The following is an 18,374-nucleotide window of genomic DNA, read 5'->3' as shown; positions in this document are numbered from 1 at the left end:
TTCAGGGAGACGGCGGCCCCTCGCGTTGTCCCTCCGGGCGACAGGCCGCACCCCCCGCGGGACGCTTGAGGCGGCGGGTGCGGGTAACTCGCGGTGGATCAAGACCGTAACGATTCGAGGAGGCGCCATGCCCGGCGGGAACGACCACGAGGAGCGGCCCGAGACGGCCCTGGAGGAAGTGCTCCGGGAGGTCGAGGAGGCCGAGAAGCGCGACGAGGACGGGTCCCGCTCGGGCAAGGCCGGGGACGCCACCAGCCCGAACGTCGGCGCGCAGGAGCAGGCGGAGGAGGACTGAGACGGACGGCCTGGCGGTGTGACCGCTCCCGGGCCGGCGCGTAGGGGTTCGACGGCTCCGGTGGATTCTTCGGCGCGCAATGGATCACTGGTGCTTTCCCGCGGCCCGGGTACCCGGGCCGCATGAGCCACCACCTGCGAGGACCTCAGCTGCCCCCGTCCAGAGGACCGCTGTCCGCCGCGGTCACCGGGTATCTCGGTGGCACCGGCCCCCTCCCCCGCCCGGCGGCCGCCGAGGAGGCGGACCCGTACGGCGACGACCTCCAGCTCGCCCTCTACCTCTGCTACGAGCTGCACTACCGCGGCTTCGCCGGCGTCGGCCCGGAGCGCGAATGGGACCCGGAGCTGCTGCGCGTCCGCGGCGCGCTGGAACAGCGCTTCCTGTCCGCTCTGCGCGCCGACACCCCGGTGCACGACAGCCTCGACGACGCGCTCGGCGCGCTTCTGGTCGAACCCGTCGACGGCACGGGCGTCAGCCACTTCCTGCGTGACGAGGGCGAGTTGTGGCATCTGCGCGAGTACGCGGCCCTGCGTTCGCTCTACCACCTGAAGGAGGCCGACCCGCACGCCTGGGTGCTGCCGCGGCTGTGGGGCCGGGCGAAGGCGGCGATGGCGGCGGTGGAGTTCGACGAGTTCGGCGGCGGCCGGCCCGAGCGGGTCCACGCCCGCCTGTTCGCCGACCTGATGACGGACCTGGGCCTGGACACGGCCTACGGCCGCCACCTGGACGCGGCGCCGGCCCAGATGCTGGCCGTCGTCAACCTGATGTCCCTGTTCGGGCTCCACCGGGCGCTGCGCGGCGCGCTGGTGGGGCACTTCGCCGAGGTGGAGATCACCTCCTCACCGGGGTCCCGACGGCTCGCCGAGGCGATGCGCCGCACCGGCGCCGGTCCCGCCGCGGAGTTCTTCTACGACGAGCACGTGGAGGCGGACGCGGTGCACGAGCAGGTGGTGCGCCACGACGTGATCGGCGGACTGCTGGAGGAGGAGCCCGAGCTGGCGGGTGACATCGCCTTCGGGATCGACGCGACCGAGTACCTCGAGGACCGGCTGGCTCGGCGGCTGCTGTCCGACTGGCGGGCGGGGCGCTCGTCCCTGCGAACGCCCTTGAGCAGCGAAATGGCCCATACATCCTGAATGTCGGGGTACCCGCGCGAGGTGATCGCTTTGTTGCTTCCGGGCGTGTACGCCCCTCAGGACGATACGGAGCTGCTGGCCGAGGCCCTCCGCGAGGAGAGTCCGCCGCCCGGCGCCCGGGTGCTCGACGTCGGCACCGGCAGCGGGGCGCTGGCGCTGGAGGCCGCCCGCCGGGGCGCCGAGGTGACCGCGGTGGACGTCTCCCGGTGCGCGGTGTGGACGGCGCGGCTCAACGCCTGGCTGAGGCGGCTGCCGGTACGCATCCACCGCGGCAATCTCTTCGGCCCGGTCGGGGACCGGACCTACGACCTCATCCTCGCGAACCCGCCCTACGTGCCGGCGCCCGACGCCGGGCGCGGCCCGAGCGGCCGCTCCCGGGCGTGGGACGCGGGCCGGGACGGGCGGCTGGTGCTGGACCGGATATGCCGGGACGCCCCCGCGCTGCTGCGCGTCGGAGGCGTCCTGCTGATCGTGCACTCCGCGCTGAGCGATCCGGAGCGCACCGTGGAGCAGTTGCGGGCGGCGGGTCTCAAGGCCGCGGTGGTCCGGCGCCGCTGGATCGCGTTCGGCCCCGTGCTGCGCTCCCGGGAGGAGTGGCTGCGCCGGAGCGGGCTGCTCGGGGCGTCCGACGACAGGGAGGAACTGGTGGTCATCCGTGCCGAACGAGTCAGCTGACGACCGCGCCCGCCGGATCACCATGCCGCGGCGCGGGCCGCTGCTGGTCGAGGGACCGGTGGAGATCGAACTGGAGGACGGCACCACGGTGTCGTCGGACCGATTCCGTGTCGCTCTGTGCACATGCCGGCGCAGTCGCAGGTTTCCGTGGTGTGACACGAGTCATCGCCGCAAGGCCTGAACGCCGTTGAAACCGTTGGTTTTTCGCCGCTCCCCGGGAGGCCCCCCACGGGCCTGCCCGGGGAGCGGCTGTGTGCCCGGAGACCGACGGATGGCCCCACTCCGCCCGTCGGCTCCGGCGCGAGATCGCAGGTTCCCCACTCCCGGGGCCGCACTCCCCAGTTACGGTCCTGATCCGGTGTGTCGGGGAACCGCGCGATCCCGGTCCTAGAACGCGAAGACGCTGCCGGTGGCCGCGTCCTTCACGCAGTTGTTGCCGAAGGTGCGCTCGTAGGAGACGCGCTTGCCCTGCCAGACGCCCTGGACCGTGACGACCACGGGGTCGTAGATCTTGGTGCAGAACGCGTCCGCGTGGCCCTTCAGGGCGTCGAAGTCACCGGCGGCGCCGCGCAGTTCGGCACAGGCCTGAGCCGCGGCGGGGTGCGTGCCGGAGGCGCCGGGGGCGCAGACGAGGGTGACGGCGCGCTCCGGGGTCGCCGTGGCCGCCTCGCTGCCGTGGCCGGTGGTGAGCACCAGGGCCGACGGGGCGTAGAGCGACGACGGGGCGGCGTCCGGTGCAGCGACGGCGGCCCCGGTCAGGGGTCCGCAAACGGCGGCGGCCGTGAGGCCGAGGGCCGCTGCCCAGCGCGCGGTGGTACGCATTGTGTGCTTCCTTCCGCTCGAACATCGGGGGTGCCGGCCCGGGTCCGGTCGGGCACCGGGCGGCGAGCGCCACTCTGCCGAGTCCACCGGCGAAACTCACATCGCACCCATGGGTTTCAGTAACCTTCGGTGTTCAATCAGTGGCGTGAAGTTACGGAATTCGAACACGTCGACCGCGGAACTGAGCGGTTCTTGATCGGTGGAACCGGCCGGATGGCCGAAAAACACCTCTTCGTTAATCGGCCTGAAACATTCCGACTTTGCCCGCAGCGAACCCCTTCGTGACGCCTTGTGTTCATGAAACCGAGGGCGTAAGCCTGATTACATGATTACAGCAGAGCAGAGAGCCGAGTTGCGCGGCTGGTTCGCCGGCCGGCTGCCCGACGATCTCTTCACGGAACTGGTCGAGGTGACCGCGGACCGCGAGGAGATCACCGTGACCGGGCGCGTCCCCGCACCGCGGCTCACCGACGACGCCCCGGCCGCCGAGCGGGACGCCGCCCTGCGGGCCCGGATCCAGGAGTTCCGGGAACGCACCCGCGGGGCCAGGATGGAGGTGGCCCGCGAGGCGGAGCACCTTTTCGGCCGCAAGGTCTCCTGGGGTGTGGTGTGCGGGACGGAACGGGCGCTGTTCACCCATGTGGCCGCGCCGGTGATGACCCGGCTGCGCCAGCCCGAGCGACAGGTGCTGGACACCCTCATCGCCGCCGGCGTCGCCCGCAGCCGCAGTGACGCCCTCGCCTGGTGCGTGCGCCTGGTCCGGCGCCACACCGACGACTGGCTGACCGAGCTGCGCGAGTCCCTGGAACACGTCGAGCGGGTACGGGCGCAGGGCCCGGACGCCGAGGAGGTGGCCGACTCCCCCGCCGACGACGGCGGGGACGGCGACGACGACGGATGATTCCGCCGCGCGGATCGCCGCGCGTGCACCGCAGATCGGCTCGTTCCTGTCGCTGCCGGCCGCTCCTGTGACCGTCGTTCACGGGTGGGGCCCCGTGCGCGCCGTCCCGCCCCGTCACGGGCGGCGCGGTCGCCGCCCGTGAGGGGGCCTGCCGACCTGCGGCTACCCGCCAGTATCGTCGGGCTGCACGCGTACTCAGCGACGAGAGGCGGGACGGCCGGATGGCGAAGCACTGGGCGGACTTCCAGTACGAGATCTATCTGAACGGCATGACGGGCTCCGTGCCCCGGCTGCCCACCGACCTGACCCGGCTGGAGGAGCTGGCCGAACACCGGCTCGGCCCCGGCCCGGTGGGCTACGTGGCGGGGTGCGCGGGCGACGGCGGCACCGCCCGCGCCAACCGGTCCGCCCTGGCCCGGCGCCGGATCGTGCCGCGCATGCTGCGGGACGTACGGGAGCGGGACCTGTCGACGGAGGTGCTGGGGCGGCCTCTGCCCGCGCCGCTGGCCCTGGCCCCCGTCGGAGTGCTGTCGATCATGCACCCGGACGCGGAGTCCGCCGCCGCCCGGGCCGCCGCCGCGCAGGGCGTGCCGTACATCCTGTCGTCGGCGTCCAGCACGCCCCTGGAGCAGGTCGCGGAGGCGATGGGGGACGCCGAGCGCTGGTTCCAGCTGTACTGGGGCAAGGACCGGGAGGTGACCCGCAGCTTCCTCGGCCGGGCGAAGACGGCCGGGTTCTCGGTCCTGGTCGTCACGCTGGACACCCCGCTGCTGTCCTGGCGCCCCCGCGACCTGGACCAGGCGTACCTGCCGTTCCTGCACGGGGTAGGGACCGCCAACTACTTCACCGACCCGGCCTTCCGGGCGGGGCTGGCCAAGCCGGTGCACGAGGATCCCAACGCGGCCGTGCTGCACTTCCTCGGCCTGTTCGGGGACCCGGGGCACACCTGGCCGGACCTGACGTTCCTGCGGGAGCACTGGGACGGCCCGATCGTGCTGAAGGGCGTCCTGCACCCGGACGACGCACGGCTCGCCGCGGACGCGGGCATGGACGGCGTGGTGGTCTCCAACCACGGGGGGCGGCAGGTGGCCGGCTCGGTCGCGGCGGCCGACGCGCTGCCCCGGGTCGCGGACGCGGTCGGCGACCGGCTGACGGTGCTCTTCGACAGCGGGGTGCGCACCGGCGACGACGTGTTCAAGGCCCTGGCCCTCGGCGCCCGGGCGGTGCTGCTGGGCCGTCCCTACGTCTACGGGCTCGGACTGGACGGACAGGCCGGGGTCGAGCACGTCGTCCGGTGCCTGCTGGCCGAACTGGACCTGACGCTCGCACTGTCCGGGCACACCGGTCCGGGCACGGTCGGCGCAGATGATCTCGTCACGGACCCCGCCTGAGTCCGCCGTGTCCGGGGGCGGTCCTGCCGCCCCCGGACACGGCGGTCCCTCAGGCGTCCTTCCCGGAATCCTCCGCCGGCCGGGCGGCCGGCCCGTCGGAGCCGGCGATCGACAGTGAACCCGGGCTCGCCGTAGGCGAGTCGGACAGCCAGCGCTGTCCGGCGGACCGGTCGCGGACCTTGACCACGACGTCGGACCCGGCTTCCTCACCGGCGGTGGCGAGGGCCACGGTCCGGTCCCAGCGGGGCAGCAACTCGCCCTGCACCGTGAGGTCGTAGCGCACGTCGTCGGCCCGCTGCGAGCCGGCCCCGGCGCAGCTGCCGAGGGTCACCACACCGGCGTCGGCGTGCGAGTCCAGGCACAGTCCGGTGCCAGCCGCGCTGCGCAACTGCCCGTCGGCGTCGTACGTCCACTGCTGTCCGGCCGTCGTGGAGCAGACGGCGAGCACCGCGGCGGCACCGGACACGGGCGCGCCCCGGACGTCCAGGCACAGGCCGGCGGCCACGTTGCGCAGCCTGCCGGGACGGCCCGTGGCGGGCAGACCGGCGGTGTCCGGCGCGGTGCCGGAGGCGCGCGGGTGCCGGGCGTCGGTGCCGGGCACGGCGCTCGTGGAGGCGACGGGACCGGTACCGGATCCGCCGTCCGGCCACACACCCAGGGCGACGACGGTCGCCAGCAGCACGACGGACGCCACGCCGACGCCGGTGAGCAGCGTCCGCGTGGACCCTACGGCGGCGACGCCGGTACCACCCGGCGGCGACGGTGTCCGGGCGAACGGTCCGGGTGTGCCGCGCCGTCGGCCGCGCGACCCCGTGCCCAGCGACCGCGGCTCCGGCTCGCCGCCTTCGCGGGCCCCGGCGCGCGAGGAGGTGGTCCGGAGGAACAGTCCGGGCTTCCCACCCCCGCGTCGGCGCCCGCCCGGGCCCCGGGAGCCGCCGCGGGCGGGGCCGGGGCGGCGGCCGGGACGGCAGTCGAGGTAGCGGCGGGCGCCCCAGCCGAGGACGGCTTCGGCGAGCAGGACGCCCAGGGCGGCCTCGGAGCTGCCGAGTTGCTCGGCGGCATGCCGGCAGTGGACACAGGCCGCCAGGTGCTCCTGGACGTCGGGCAGCAGGTTTCCACCCCGCCGTATCGGGACGTCCAGAAGGCGGTTGTAGTAACGGCACTCCGTGCCGGGAGCGAGTTCCCGGTGCGCGCGCACCAGGCCTTCCCGGAATTTCTCGCGAGCCTGTTCGAGTGCGATCGCCGCGCTCTCGGTGTCGATGCCGAGCAGTTCGGCGGGCGCGTTTATCGGCTCGGCCTCGACCTCGGTGTGCCACAGCAACGTCTGTTCCAGCCGGGGAAGTCCGAGGAAGGAACGGTCGGAGAGCGCGCGGTTTTCCGGTATCAGTGTCTTCGCGTTGCGCATACCGCGGCCCCCGGCGGGTTTTCCGAGTCCGGGCAGTACGGCGGTGATCCGGTCCGTGGAGGACCAGTTGAGGACCGTGTCCCGCACTGCCACGAGCAGGCGGGGACGGAACGCCTCGCCGGGTTCGCCGAGGGCGAGCCGGCCGAGGACCTGGTGGAAGGCGGTGGCGGTGGCCATGTGGGCCAGGGGCCCGGGAGCGGCCAGGCATATCACCGCGTAGTCGTGTGCCGGCTGCCAGTGCCGGGACATCAGGAGGGCGGTGGACCGGGAGGCCTCCGCGTCGGAGCCGGCGCGCAGCGGGCCGGCGAGGGACTCGTCGGATTCCCCCGGTTCCCCGCCGGGTGGCGGAAAGGGGGGACGAGGGGGGTGGGGGGTGGGCACGGAGCGGATTCCTTTGGTGCGTGGTGCGTAGGTGCGAGCCTCTGGGTGCGCGCGGGGAACGGGAATTCACCGGCGCTCGGCCGGTCCGGTTCCGCAACTGCCGAAAGAACCCTGGACTATGCCCCCCGCACGGGCGCTGCAACCCTTGCACAACTTCCACACGGGCAACAAGGCGCCCGTAGGACATCGGCCTTGTTGAAAGAAAGTCAGAAATACTCGGTCCGGGCCTGGTCGGGCGAGGCGGCTTTCGTATTCCCGTGCGCCCCGTGTGAAGTGTGCGCACGCGCCGGTGGGACGCGCACGCTCCCGGGGCCCCGGGAGCGGTAGTGGACTGGGACCGGCCCTCTCGGAAGGCCCCGCGCGGAACGGCGGCTCTCCCGCGCGCGACCGGCCGCCGGCCTTGTTCCTCCCGCCCTCGGCCGGCGGCCCCGGCGGCTTCCCCCGCCGACCGTGGACGGGCTCACCCGGGAACGGGCCCGGCCGGCCGGGTCCGGCCCGGTGAGTGGGCGTCAGGTCGGTCCGGCCCCACGAGGCGTCGTTCAGATCTGCCAGGAACGCAGTCGGTCCGCCGCCCCGTACACGTCGGTCTTGCCGGAGATCAGGTCGCGGGCCAGGTCGACGAGGGCGCCGTAGGGCGGATCGATGCCGGCACCGCTGACGAACATGTACGCCACCGCCGTCGAGCAGGCGAAGCGGGCGTTGGCCGCGGGCAGCGGCTTGAGCACGGCGAGGGTGTGCAGCAGGGCGGCGGCACGCCAGGCGGCGTCGGAGTCGACGCCGAGCCGCGGCGGGTCCACACGGTGCCGGGCCACGGCGGCGACCAGCGCGGAGAAGTCGTCCACGGCGGGCTGGTCGGGCAGCACCTCTTCGTGCCGCTGGAGCAGCCAGGGGACGTCGATGTGGAGGACGGAGGACATGACTCAGGCGGCCTCGCCCTTGGCGGGGGGCTCGTCGTCGGGAAACGCGGCGGCGAACTCCTCCGCGTGGGCGGCGAAGAAGCGCCGGAAGGTCTCGGCGCCCTCCTGCAGGGCGCGGTGCCGGGCGATGTCGGCGGCGGCCGCCTCACGCACGAGGGCCTTCATCGACGTACCGCGCTCCTTGGCGATCTGCCGCAGGTCCTCTAGTTCCCGTTCGCTGAACTCCACGTTGAGAGCTGGCATGACCCTCACGGTACCGCCCGGGTACTCACGCGTAAATATCCACAGGTCGGATCGGTTGCGGCGCGGTACCCACGGCGCCGCAGGGCTGTGTCCGTTTTCCGCCGGTCACCGGGCCCCGGGCGCAGCAGACTCGACAGCACGCGAAGGCCGCACGCACAGGCGGCACGGAGGTATCCGAGGGAGCACCGATGCATACGCGCACCGTTCACACCGTCCACCCGAGCCCGCTCGGCGATCTGCTGCTGACCGCCTCCGTCGGGCCCGGTGGCCACGCCGTCTCCTCGCTGTCCCTGCCCGGTGGGCCCGACGCGCCGGCCGTTCGTCCGGAGGACCGCGACGACCGGCCGTTCACCGAGGCGCACCGGCAGCTGGAGGCGTACTTCGCGGGCCGCCCGACCCGCTTCGACCTGCCGCTCTCCGCGCCGGGCAGCGCCTTCCAGCAGAGGGTGTGGCAGGCCCTGGACGCCATCCCGTACGGCACCACGACCACGTACGGCGAACTGGCGGCCCGGCTCGGCGTACCCCGCTCCGAGATCCGCGCGGTCGGCCGGGCACTCGGCGCGAATCCGCTCCTGCTGCTCCGCCCCTGCCATCGGGTGATCGGCGCGGACGGCTCGATGCGCGGGTACGCCGGCGGGGTCGGGAACAAGATGTGGCTGCTCACCCACGAGGGTGCCCTGCAGCCGGCCCTGCTGTGAGTTCCGGAGGAGGAACGACGATGACTTTCACCCTGGCCGAGGCCCGCCGCCGGGCCGCCCGCACGGACTGGCCCGCGCTCTCGGCCGGGCTGGACGAGCTCGGCAGCGCCCCCACCGGCCCGCTGCTCACCGCCGCCGAGTGCGCCGACCTGGCCGCTCTCTACGAGAAGCCGGAACTGTTCCGGACCACGGTCGACCTGGCCCGGCACCGGTTCGGATCCGGCGAGTACCGCTACTTCACCCATGACCTGCCCGCTCCCGTGGCCGCGCTGCGCGCCGCGCTCTACCCTCGGCTGCTGCCGGTGGCCCGGGACTGGGCGGCCCGCCTGGGCCGGGCGGCCCCCTGGCCCGACTCGCTCGGCGACTGGCTGGAGCGCTGCCACGCCGCCGGCCAGGACCGGTCGGCGCAGATCCTGCTCAGCTACGGGCCGGGCGACTGGAACGCCCTGCACCGCGACGTCTTCGGCGAACTCCTCTTCCCGCTCCAGGTGGTGATCGCCCTGGACGAGTACGGCACCGATTACACCGGTGGCGAGTTCCTGATGGTGGAACAGCGGCCGCGCGCCCAGTCGCGGGGTACGGCGACCGTCCTGCGGCAGGGGCACGGCCTGGTGTTCACCACCCGGGACCACCCCGTGCGCACGCGCCGCGGCTGGTCGGCCGGGGCGATGCGGCACGGGGTGAGCACCGTGCGGTCCGGGCGGCGGCGCACGCTGGGGCTGGTGTTCCACGACGCCGCCTGACCGGAGGCGCGCGGACGGGCAGCCGCCGGGGCGGCCTCCCGTCCGCCCCGCCGGCCCGGTCAGGCGTCGAGCCGGCTGATGCGCACGGCGCCCCGGTCCTCGCCCGGGTGGGCGCTCGTGAGGGTCAGCCGCAGCCGCGAGCCGCGCACCGCGTCGAAGCGGATCACGCTCGGGGCGTCCGACACCGTGGCCCACTCCACCTCGGCGCCGGTGACCGGCACGTACGTGTGCCCGTTCCACACGGCCACCTCCGCCTTCGCGGGAAGCGTGTGCGTGGCGTCGACGGTGAAGGAGACCGCCACCCGGTCCATGGTCCGGTTCCGTCCGAAGTCGACCGACACCCAGTCCTTCGCGCGGGCACCGGAGAAGGCGGGCAGCAGTGCGGTGGCCGGCTTGGCGAAGGCGTTGGACCAGCCGGTGGCCGGGTCGCCGTCGAGCATGGCGGCGGGCAGGGTGTCCGGGCGGCCCGAGTACCCGGCGTCCGCGTACGGGTGGACGCGCGGGGCCGGGTGGTCGGGCGGGAACTCGGGGGCGGTGGTGCGGACCGCGTCGCGGGCGGGGGTGGTGCGCACGGCCGTCCTGCCCGTGCGCAGTCCGTCCACGCGCGCCCCGACCGCGAGCGTTCCCGGCTCGCCGCCGGAGCGGACGATCGCGACGGCCTTGCCGTGGAAGGCGGTCCGGGTGCTCGCCTGGTAGCGCTCGGCGCTCTCCTGGCGGCCGTTGTCGACCCCGGCGAGGGAACCGCCCCTGACGTCGAAGGTGACGAGGTGCTCGGCACCGGGCACGACCACGCCGTGCGCGTCGACGATCTCGGCGGTCACGAAGAGCAGCGAACGGCCGTCGGCGGGGACGGATTCGCGGTCGGCGGTCAGGCGGACGGCGTGCGGGGCACCGGCGGTGCGCAGCACGTCGGTGGCGACCACCTCGCCGTCCCGGCGGGCGACCGCCTTCAGCTCACCCGGCCGGTACGGCACCTGCCACGCCAGGTGCAGCCTGCCCGCACTGCCGTTGGGGCTCGTGTAACTGCCCGGGTGGGGGCCGTCGGTGAAGGTCTTGTCGTCGCCGGTGGCTTCGGTGGTCTCCAGGTAGGTGCGTCCGTCGGTGGTCCGCTTGACGTCGAACTCCCGTGTTCCCAGGGACTTTCCATTGAGGAACAGCTCGACGGAGGGCACGTTGGCGTAGGCCCACACCTCTACGGTGTCGCCCTCTTCGTGGTTCCAGCTCATGGGCAGCAGATGGACCATGGGCTCGGCCGTCCACTGGCTCCTGAAGAGGTGGTACATGTCCTTCGGGAAGCCGGCCGTGTCGACCGCGCCGAAGAAGGACGCCTTGACCGGGAAGACGTCGTACGGGGTGGGTTCGCCGATGTAGTCGATGCCGGACCACAGGAACTGCCCGGCGAACCACTTCCGGTCCCGGTCCTTCTTGTGCCCGTACTCGCCGCTCATCGTCCAGGAGGCGAGGTTGTTGTCGTAGGAGGAGGTGGCCCGGCCGCCCGGCGTGTGGTTCTCGCCGGTGTTCAGGTGTTCCGGCTCCTGGTAGGCGCCCCGGGTCGAGGTCTCCGAGGAGGACTCGGACTCGAAGAGGAACAGGTGCGGGTAGGCCGCGTGCAGGGCGTCCACCGACTTGGCGGTGTTGTAGTTGAGGCCCAGTCCGTCGATCTTGGCGAGCATCAGGTCGGCCGCGGAGCCCTTGGCGGGCAGGCGCCGGTATTTGTCGGAGCCGATGACGAGCGGGCGGGTGCCGTCGGCGGCCCGGATCGCGCCGATGATCCGGTCGGCCATGGCGAGGCCGGCCGTGGACGTGGAGTCGGGGATCTCGTTGCCGATGGACCACAGCACCACCGCGGGCGAGTTGCGGGCGGCGAGGACCATCTCGGTGGCGTCCTTCTCGCACCACTCGTCGAAGAACCGCCCGTAGTCGTAGCGCGTCTTGCCGGTCCGCCAGCAGTCGAAGGCCTCGACCATCATCACGATGCCCAGTTCCTCGCAGACCCGGATCATCTCCGGCGAGGGCGGGTTGTGCGAGGTGCGCAGGGCGTTGACGCCCATCGACTTCATGATGCGCATCTGCCGCCGGACGGCGTCGACGCTGATCGCGGCGCCGAGGGCGCCCTGGTCGTGGTGGAGGTCGACGCCCTTGATCTTGGCGGGGACGCCGTTCAGCGAGAAGCCGTCGTCCGGGTCGAAGCGGTGGGCGCGGATGCCGAAGGGTGTGGTGTACGTGTCGGTGGTGCGGCCCCCGACGCGGACCTCGGTGCGCAGGGTGTAGCGGTGCTCCGGGGTGGCGAAGTCCCACAGGAGGGGCTTCGGGACGGTCAGCTCGTGGGTCTCCTCGGCCTGGTCGGAGACGGTCACGGTGCCGGCCGTACGGGCGGCGGTGCGGCCGTCGGGGCCGGTGATCAGGGACAGCACCCGGACGTCGGCGGCGGTGCCGGTCTCGTTGCGCACGGTGGTGCGCACCCGGACCAGCGCGCGGTCGGCGGAGATCTCCGGGGTGGTGACGTACGTGCCCCAGCGGGCCACGTGCACCGGCTCGGTGATCACCAGACGGGCCTCGCGGTAGATGCCGCTGCCGGAGTACCAGCGGCTGCTCGGGAGCTGGTTTCGGACCTTGACGGCGAGCACGTCGGGGGTGGTTCCGTCGGTGTGGACGAGGTCGGTCAGGTCCAGGGCGAAACCGGTGTAGCCGTAGGGGTGGCCGCCCGCCTCGATGCCGTTGCAGTAGACGGTGGAGTCCATGTAGACGCCGTCGAACTCGACCGAGATCCGCTTGCCGGCGTACTCGGGCGGGAGGGTGAAGGCGAGCCGGTACCAGCCGAGGCCGCCCGGCAGGAAGCCGGTGCCGCTGGTGGTGCCGTGCTCGGTCGTGGGGGTCTGTTCGATCGACCAGTCGTGGGGGACGGCGACCTCGCGCCAGTCCGAGTCGTCGTGGGCGGGGTCCGCGGCGTCGGCGAAGGCGCCGGTCGGGTCGGTGATGCCGCCCGGGTCGACCAGCGCGAAGCGCCAGCCGTCACGCAGGGGCACCGTGTGGCGGCCACCGGCACCGTTCCCGGCGGCGACGGCGGCCGGAGCCGCGGGAATGCCCAGGAGCGCTCCGGCCGCGGGCGTCGCGGTGGCCGCGACCAGTACCGATCTGCGTGTGACCGTCATGACGGCCCTCCCTCATCAAGTCCCAGAAGTACTCACAACTGATCGTGAACAAACAGATTCTGACGTCGCGCCACGCACGATCGTCAAGGGTCCGGACACGGGCGAGCGCCTGCAACGAGAGATCGGCCGAAATCGCCCCTTGACCTTGTTCGACCCATCGACCGGAGAGGGGGGAGTCGCGGTCCACGCGCGGGTGGGAAGCACTACGCTGGAACACAAGTGGTGCCACCTGTTCACTGTGAGTGTGCGCTTGGGAGCGGCGACGATGAGCCGGGTCTATCCGTTCGACGAGGCGGCGACGGCCCGGGCTGTCATCGATGAGGACGGAACGCTGCTGGAGTGGAACGAGGGCGCGCGGCGCCTGCTCGGCCACCCGGCGGACGCCGTCGTGGGCCGTCCCGCCGCGGATCTGCTGGCCGACGACCGTCCACCGGCCCTCCCCGACGGCTTCCGCTGGGAGGGAACGGTCGGTTTGCGCCATCGGGACGGGCACACCGTCCCCGTGTGGCTGCTCGCCCACCGGCGGCCCGCGCACGACGACCACCGCGGCGGCTGGCTGGTGGTCACCCCGCTCACCGGCGACCGGCCGCCCGCCACGGACGATCCGCTCGCCGCGGCCGGCCTGGTCCAGTCACCGTGCGCGCTCGCCGTGTACGACGACGAGCTGCGGCTGCGCCGGATGAACGACGCGATGGCCTCCGTCGTGGACCTGCCCGAAGAACGGGTCCGCGGTCTGCGGCTCGCGGAGATCGGGGGCAAGCCGCAGAGCGAGGAACTGGAACTGGGCATGCTCCGGGTGCTGACCTCGGGCCGGCCGCTGGACATGCAGGCCTTTCTGCGCACCGGCGGCGGGGACAGCGCGCACGCCTGGCTCGCCCGGATGGCACCGGTCCTGGACGCGGAGGGCCGGGTACGGGGCGTCTCCCTCGCGGCGCACGACGTCACCGACAACTACCGGGCCCGCCAGCGGCTGCAACTGGTCAACGAGGCGAGCGTGCGCATCGGCACCACCCTCGACGTCACCCGCACGGCGCAGGAGCTCGCGGACCTGTGCGTGCCCGCGCTCGCCGACTTCGTCACCGTCGACCTGCTGGATCCCGAGGAGTACGGCGGCGAGCCCCCCGCGCGCATCACCGCCCCGGTGAGTCTGCGCCGCACCGCCCACCAGTCGGTGCTGCGCGGCATCCCCGAGGCGGTGATCGAGCCGGGTCGGGCGGAGGCGTACCCCGCCCTCTCACCGCAGGCCGACTCGCTGACCGCGGGCCGCACGATCACCACCTCGGTCGCCGCGGGCGACATGGACCAGTGGCTGAGCTGGCACCCGACGCGCGCCGAGCGGGTGCGGACGCTGGGCATCCACTCGTCGATGTCCGTGCCGATCCAGGCACGTGGGCTGACCCTGGGGGTGGCGGTCCTCACCCGGCACCTGCGCCCGGACACGTTCAGCGCCGACGACGTGCTGCTGGCCGAGGAGATCACCGCGCGCGCCGCCGTCTGCATCGACAACGCCCGCCGCTACTCGCGGGAGCGGGAGACCGCCCTCGCCCTCCAGCGCAGCCTGCTCCCCCGCAACCTCCCGCGCACGGCCGCGCTGGAGGCGTCCTCCCGCTATCTGCCGGCCGCGCGCGCCGGGGTCGGCGGGGACTGGTTCGACGTGATCCCGCTGTCCGGGTTGCGCGTGGCCATGGTCGTCGGGGACGTCGTCGGGCACGGCATCCAGGCCTCCGCCACCATGGGCCGGCTGCGCACCGCCGTGCGCACCCTGGCGGACATCGACCTGGCCCCGGACGAACTGCTGACCCACCTGGACGATCTGGTGCTGCGGCTGTCGGACGAGTCCGGCGTTGAGGGCAGCCCGGGTGAGGTCGGCGCGACCTGCCTGTACGCCGTCTACGACCCGGTGTCGCGGCGCTGCACCCTGGCCCGCGCCGGGCATCCGCCCCCGGTGCTGGTCCTGCCGGGCGGCCGGCCGGAGCTGCTCGACCTGCCGGCCGGGCCCCCGCTGGGCCTGGGCGGGCTGCCGTTCGAGTCCGCCGAGCTGGAACTGCCCGAGGGCACGGTGCTCGCCCTGTACACGGACGGTCTGGTGCTGTCCCGGGACCGGGACGGCGACAGCGGCCGTGAGCGGCTGTACGAGGCGCTCGCACGGCACACGGACTCCCTGGACCAGACCTGCGACCACGTGCTGCACTGCCTGCTGCCGTCGGGCGGCGCCGCCGACGACGTGGCGCTGCTGCTGGCCCGCACCCAGGGCCTGCCGCCGTCGCAGGTGGTGACCTGGGACATCCCGGCCGACCCCGCGCTGGTCGCGCCGATCCGCAAGCAGGTCGTGGACCAGCTGGACACCTGGGGACTGAGCGAGGCCGCGTTCACGGCGGAGCTGGTGGTCTCCGAGCTGGTCACCAACGCTATCCGGTACGGCTCGCACCCGATCCGGCTGCGGCTGATCCACGACGCCGCCACGCTGATCTGCGAGGTCTCCGACACCAGCCACACCGCCCCGCATCTGCGCCGGGCGAAGATCTTCGACGAGGGCGGCCGGGGTCTGCTGCTGGTCGCCCAGCTCACCCAGCGGTGGGGCAGCCGGCACACCGCCGACGGCAAGACGATCTGGGCCGAACTGCCTTTGTACGAAGAGGACTTCTAGCGCTCGCGGGGACGTCGGCGCGGGCCTCGGGGGAAGGTCGGCGCGGGTCTCAGGAGGCCGTCAGCCAGGGCCGTACCTGCTTGCGGGCCTCGTGCAGGCGGGACTTGAGGGTGCCGAGCGGGATGCCGACGCGCTCGGCGACCTCGGCGTAGTCCAGCTGGCAGATGTCCCGGTAGACCAGCGGCGCCACCAGGTGCGGATGCTCCCGCTCCAGGCGGTCCAGCGCCTCCAGCAGGTCCACCCGGGAACCGGCGATCACGCTGGTGGTGCGGGGGTCGACGGCGTGCGAGGGCTCGATGGCGGCGGGCTGTTCGGCGGCCCGCCGCTTGAGCTCGCGGTACTTCTGCCGGCAGCAGTTGGCGACCACGGTGTACAGCCAGGTGCCGAAGCGGCTGCGGCCCTCGAAGGCGGTGACGTGCCGGGCCACCTGGAGCAGCACGTCCTGGGCGGCCTCCTCGGCGTCCTCCCGGCACGGCAGGAAGCGCGCGCAGCGGCGCACGACCTCGGGCCGGATCTCGGTCAGCAGCCGGTCCAGGGCTGCGCTGTCGCCCGCGGCGGCCCGCCGGGCGAGGTCCTCCATGGGCGCCTGGTCCTGCACCGAAGGGTCCCCCTCCAAGTCGATCTCAGGGCAGGCATGATAGTCGTATGCACTCCCTGGAGCGGATCGGCCGCTACCGCCTCGAACGGCCGCTGGGCACCGGCGCCTTCGCCACGGTGTGGCTCGCCCACGATCCCGAGCTGCAGGCCCCGGTCGCCGTGAAGGTCCTCGCCGAGAACTGGGCGCACCGGCTCGACATCCGGGAGCGGTTCCTGTCCGAGGCGCGACTGCTGCGGCGGGCCGGTTCGAACCGGGTGGTGCAGGTCTACGACATCGGTGAACTCCCGGACGGCCGACCGTACTTCGTGATGGAGTACGCCGACGGCGGCACCCTGGCCGATCTGCTGCGCGGCGGACCGCTGCCGGTGCCGGACGCGCTGGCGCTGACGGCGGAGGCCGCGCGCAGCGCCGCCGCGCTGCACGAGGCCGGCATCGTGCACCGGGACATCAAGCCGACCAACGTGCTGCTGCACACCGCCCCGGACGGCACCAGGCGGGTGCTGCTGGCCGACCTGGGCCTGGCGAAGAGCCTCGCGCAGGCCTCCGTACTGACCCTGGCGGCGGGCTCGGCGGGCTACCAGCCGCCGGAGCAGGCCGAGCCCGGCGAGGGCATCGACGAGCGGGCCGACGTCTACAGCCTGGGTGCGGTGGGCTACGAACTGGTCACCGGGACGGTGCCGGGGCCGCCGGGGAAAGTGGTGCCGCCCCGGCGGCTGCGGCCGGACCTCGGCGAGGACGTGGAGCGGGTGCTCTCGCGCGCGCTGGAGCCCGACCGGGAGCGACGCTGGCCGGGCGCGCAGGCGTTCGCGCACGAGCTGGACCGGCTCGCGGCGGGGCCGCCCGCGGTGGGCCCCGCGCGGCGGCTGGACGGGGTGCGCGGCCGGCTGAACGCCGTGACGCTGGCGGTCGCCGCGGTCCTCGCGGCCACCGCCGCGGCGGTGGCCGTCACCGTGTTCGTCCAGCGGGACGGCGGCGCGCCGGACGACGGGGTGCGGGTCACGGACGCCACCGGCGAGGTCGCCGTCCGGGTACCCGCCGGCTGGGGCCGGGAGCTGCGCGACTCCGGCTGGGACCCGCGCGCGCTCGGCCTGAAGGCGGGCCACCAGCCGGGTCTGGTGGTGGCCGACGACCTGTCCCGCTGGCCGGATCTGAAGGCGGCCGTCGACGGCGTGTTCGTCGGGGTGAGCCGGCACGGCGACGTGGCCGCCGAGGTGAAGGCCCTGACGCACGCCGGCTGCCGCTACTCCGGCAGCCGCACCTTCGCCGACGCCGACTGGCACGGGCCGGTCCGGGTCTGGAGCGGCTGCCCGGACGGCGGTTCGGTCACGGAGTCCGCGCTGTCCCCGGCGGGCGGCGCGGCGGGGCCGCAGGTGTACGTGCAGGTGCGGCAGCGGGGTGCCGGGGACGCCACCGACGGCATACTCCGTTCGCTGCGGGTGTCCTGAAAGACGCGGATGGACGGTCAAGTCCGGGAAAAGATCCCTGCGTGTCCCGAACTTTTCCCGCGTCCGGCGCATCGGATTGTCATGACGGCGCACCCGGCGCCGCGGGCACGCGGTGCGCCGCTCGCCCCGAACAACCAGGAGTGTTGAGCGACATGGTGTACACCCCCCGGTCCACGCGGCACGGGGCCCTGCTCGTGGGCACGGTCGCCGTGCTGGGCCTCCTGACCGCCTGCGGCAACGGCAAGGACGTCCAGAGCGATCCGCCCGTCACGGCGTCCGGTACCGCCGCGCCCGCGACGGACGCCTCGAAGAGCCCGGCCTCCGCCACGTCCGGCACGTCCGCCGCGGCCTCCACGCCCACCCGCTCCTCCGCGTCGTCGGCCCCGGCGGCGACCGCGTCCCCGGGCGGCGGGAAGACCACGGCGGCGGCGGGTTCCCGCTGCCACACCTCCGAACTGGGTGCCTCCGTGGGCCGCAACGACCCGGGCGCCGGCCAGGAGAACTTCCCGCTGGTCCTCACCAACAAGTCCGCCCGGACCTGCACCCTGCGCGGCTATCCCGGTGCGGCCTTCGTCGACGGCTCGGGCACCCAGCTGGGCCCCGACCCCCGCCGGGAGCCGGGCTCGCCGGTGACGGTCACCCTCAAGCCGGGGCAGAGCGCCTGGGCCGGACTGACCTTCTCGAACCCGGAGATCAGCGGGGCGAAGACGGGCGCGCCCGCCTCCCTGCTCCTCACGCCGCCGGACGAGCTGGACCACCTGACGGTGGCCTGGTCGGGCGGACCGGTTCCGGTGTCCGGAAACTCCTCGTCCGTCTCCCTCTCCGTCCTCGCCCCCGGCACCGGCCCCTGACCCGCACGCCCCGCTCCCGGCGACCCCGCTGCCCGCACCCGCGGCAGCGGGGTTCGTCATGAACGCGCCACAAC

Annotated in this window: 17 protein-coding genes; 11 read left to right on the top strand and 6 right to left on the bottom strand. The window is 73.6% G+C overall.

Annotated elements, in window-relative coordinates:
• The first annotated feature begins 127 nt into the window (after positions 1-127).
• The 4 genes from ACF08B_RS03280 to ACF08B_RS03265 all read left to right on the top strand — a co-directional run bounded on the left by ACF08B_RS03280 (position 128) and on the right by ACF08B_RS03265 (position 2,287).
• On the top strand, positions 128-295 hold the full coding sequence (locus ACF08B_RS03280) for a hypothetical protein (RefSeq protein WP_392315802.1): 168 nt from the start codon (positions 128-130) through the stop codon (positions 293-295).
• Between the two features lie 122 nt (positions 296-417).
• Entirely contained in the window at positions 418-1,431 is a 1,014-nt protein-coding gene (locus tag ACF08B_RS03275; protein ID WP_392315801.1) for an iron-containing redox enzyme family protein, read from the top strand.
• Positions 1,432-2,106 carry a HemK2/MTQ2 family protein methyltransferase gene (locus tag ACF08B_RS03270; protein ID WP_392315800.1) on the top strand — a complete coding sequence of 225 codons (675 nt, stop codon included), beginning with the start codon at positions 1,432-1,434 and terminating at the stop codon, positions 2,104-2,106.
• A 22-nt stretch (positions 2,107-2,128) separates the two neighbouring features.
• Complete coding sequence (locus tag ACF08B_RS03265; protein ID WP_371127846.1) at positions 2,129-2,287, top strand: CDGSH iron-sulfur domain-containing protein; 159 nt, start codon at positions 2,129-2,131, stop codon at positions 2,285-2,287.
• A 206-nt stretch (positions 2,288-2,493) separates the two neighbouring features.
• Here ACF08B_RS03265 and ACF08B_RS03260 read toward each other — a convergent pair whose 3' ends face one another.
• On the bottom strand, positions 2,494-2,928 hold the full coding sequence (locus ACF08B_RS03260) for a protease inhibitor (protein WP_392315799.1): 435 nt from the start codon (positions 2,926-2,928) through the stop codon (positions 2,494-2,496).
• 325 nt (positions 2,929-3,253) lie between these two features.
• Here ACF08B_RS03260 and ACF08B_RS03255 point away from each other — a divergent pair, with 325 nt between their 5' ends.
• The gene (locus ACF08B_RS03255) at positions 3,254-3,829 is read left to right on the top strand and encodes a hypothetical protein (RefSeq protein WP_392315798.1); all 576 of its coding nucleotides are present in this window, start codon (positions 3,254-3,256) and stop codon (positions 3,827-3,829) included.
• Between the two features lie 221 nt (positions 3,830-4,050).
• On the top strand, positions 4,051-5,220 hold the full coding sequence (locus ACF08B_RS03250) for a lactate 2-monooxygenase (RefSeq protein ID WP_392315797.1): 1,170 nt from the start codon (positions 4,051-4,053) through the stop codon (positions 5,218-5,220).
• 49 nt (positions 5,221-5,269) lie between these two features.
• Here ACF08B_RS03250 and ACF08B_RS03245 read toward each other — a convergent pair whose 3' ends face one another.
• The 3 genes from ACF08B_RS03245 to ACF08B_RS03235 form a co-directional block, all read right to left on the bottom strand.
• The gene (locus tag ACF08B_RS03245) at positions 5,270-7,006 is read right to left on the bottom strand and encodes a ricin-type beta-trefoil lectin domain protein (RefSeq protein ID WP_392315796.1); all 1,737 of its coding nucleotides are present in this window, start codon (positions 7,004-7,006) and stop codon (positions 5,270-5,272) included.
• 539 nt (positions 7,007-7,545) lie between these two features.
• Entirely contained in the window at positions 7,546-7,923 is a 378-nt protein-coding gene (locus ACF08B_RS03240; RefSeq protein ID WP_392315795.1) for a toxin Doc, read from the bottom strand.
• A gap of 3 nt (positions 7,924-7,926) precedes the next feature.
• The gene (locus tag ACF08B_RS03235; protein ID WP_073890979.1) at positions 7,927-8,166 is read right to left on the bottom strand and encodes a hypothetical protein; all 240 of its coding nucleotides are present in this window, start codon (positions 8,164-8,166) and stop codon (positions 7,927-7,929) included.
• A 188-nt stretch (positions 8,167-8,354) separates the two neighbouring features.
• On the opposite strand from ACF08B_RS03235, the gene ACF08B_RS03230 reads away from it, so the two are divergent.
• A complete protein-coding gene (locus ACF08B_RS03230; RefSeq protein ID WP_392315794.1) occupies positions 8,355-8,864 on the top strand; it encodes a methylated-DNA--[protein]-cysteine S-methyltransferase in 510 nt (169 codons plus the stop codon).
• 20 nt (positions 8,865-8,884) lie between these two features.
• Positions 8,885-9,607 (top strand): 2OG-Fe(II) oxygenase, encoded by a 723-nt coding sequence (locus ACF08B_RS03225; protein WP_392315793.1) that lies wholly within the window; start codon positions 8,885-8,887, stop codon positions 9,605-9,607.
• Positions 9,608-9,666: 59 nt separating this feature from the next.
• Here the strand turns inward: ACF08B_RS03225 and ACF08B_RS03220 are convergent, their stop codons facing one another.
• Positions 9,667-12,759: a glycoside hydrolase family 2 TIM barrel-domain containing protein gene (locus ACF08B_RS03220; protein ID WP_392315792.1), complete on the bottom strand. Its 3,093-nt coding sequence runs from the start codon at positions 12,757-12,759 to the stop codon at positions 9,667-9,669.
• Between the two features lie 265 nt (positions 12,760-13,024).
• On the opposite strand from ACF08B_RS03220, the gene ACF08B_RS03215 reads away from it, so the two are divergent.
• Positions 13,025-15,406 (top strand): SpoIIE family protein phosphatase, encoded by a 2,382-nt coding sequence (locus ACF08B_RS03215; RefSeq protein ID WP_392315791.1) that lies wholly within the window; start codon positions 13,025-13,027, stop codon positions 15,404-15,406.
• 49 nt (positions 15,407-15,455) lie between these two features.
• On the opposite strand, the gene ACF08B_RS03210 is transcribed toward ACF08B_RS03215, so the two are convergent.
• Entirely contained in the window at positions 15,456-16,004 is a 549-nt protein-coding gene (locus tag ACF08B_RS03210) for an RNA polymerase sigma factor (RefSeq protein WP_093472605.1), read from the bottom strand.
• Positions 16,005-16,051: 47 nt separating this feature from the next.
• Here ACF08B_RS03210 and ACF08B_RS03205 point away from each other — a divergent pair, with 47 nt between their 5' ends.
• Both ACF08B_RS03205 and ACF08B_RS03200 read left to right on the top strand, forming a co-directional pair.
• Entirely contained in the window at positions 16,052-17,449 is a 1,398-nt protein-coding gene (locus ACF08B_RS03205; protein WP_392315790.1) for a serine/threonine-protein kinase, read from the top strand.
• 152 nt (positions 17,450-17,601) lie between these two features.
• Positions 17,602-18,300 (top strand): DUF4232 domain-containing protein, encoded by a 699-nt coding sequence (locus ACF08B_RS03200; protein ID WP_392315789.1) that lies wholly within the window; start codon positions 17,602-17,604, stop codon positions 18,298-18,300.
• The last annotated feature ends 74 nt before the right edge of the window (positions 18,301-18,374 follow it).

Source organism: Streptomyces sp. NPDC015139 (genome assembly GCF_043079785.1).
Lineage (GTDB): Bacteria > Actinomycetota > Actinomycetes > Streptomycetales > Streptomycetaceae > Streptomyces > Streptomyces albidocamelliae.
Note: the sequence above shows the minus strand (reverse complement) of the source record. Positions and strands in the feature narration are given on the sequence as shown.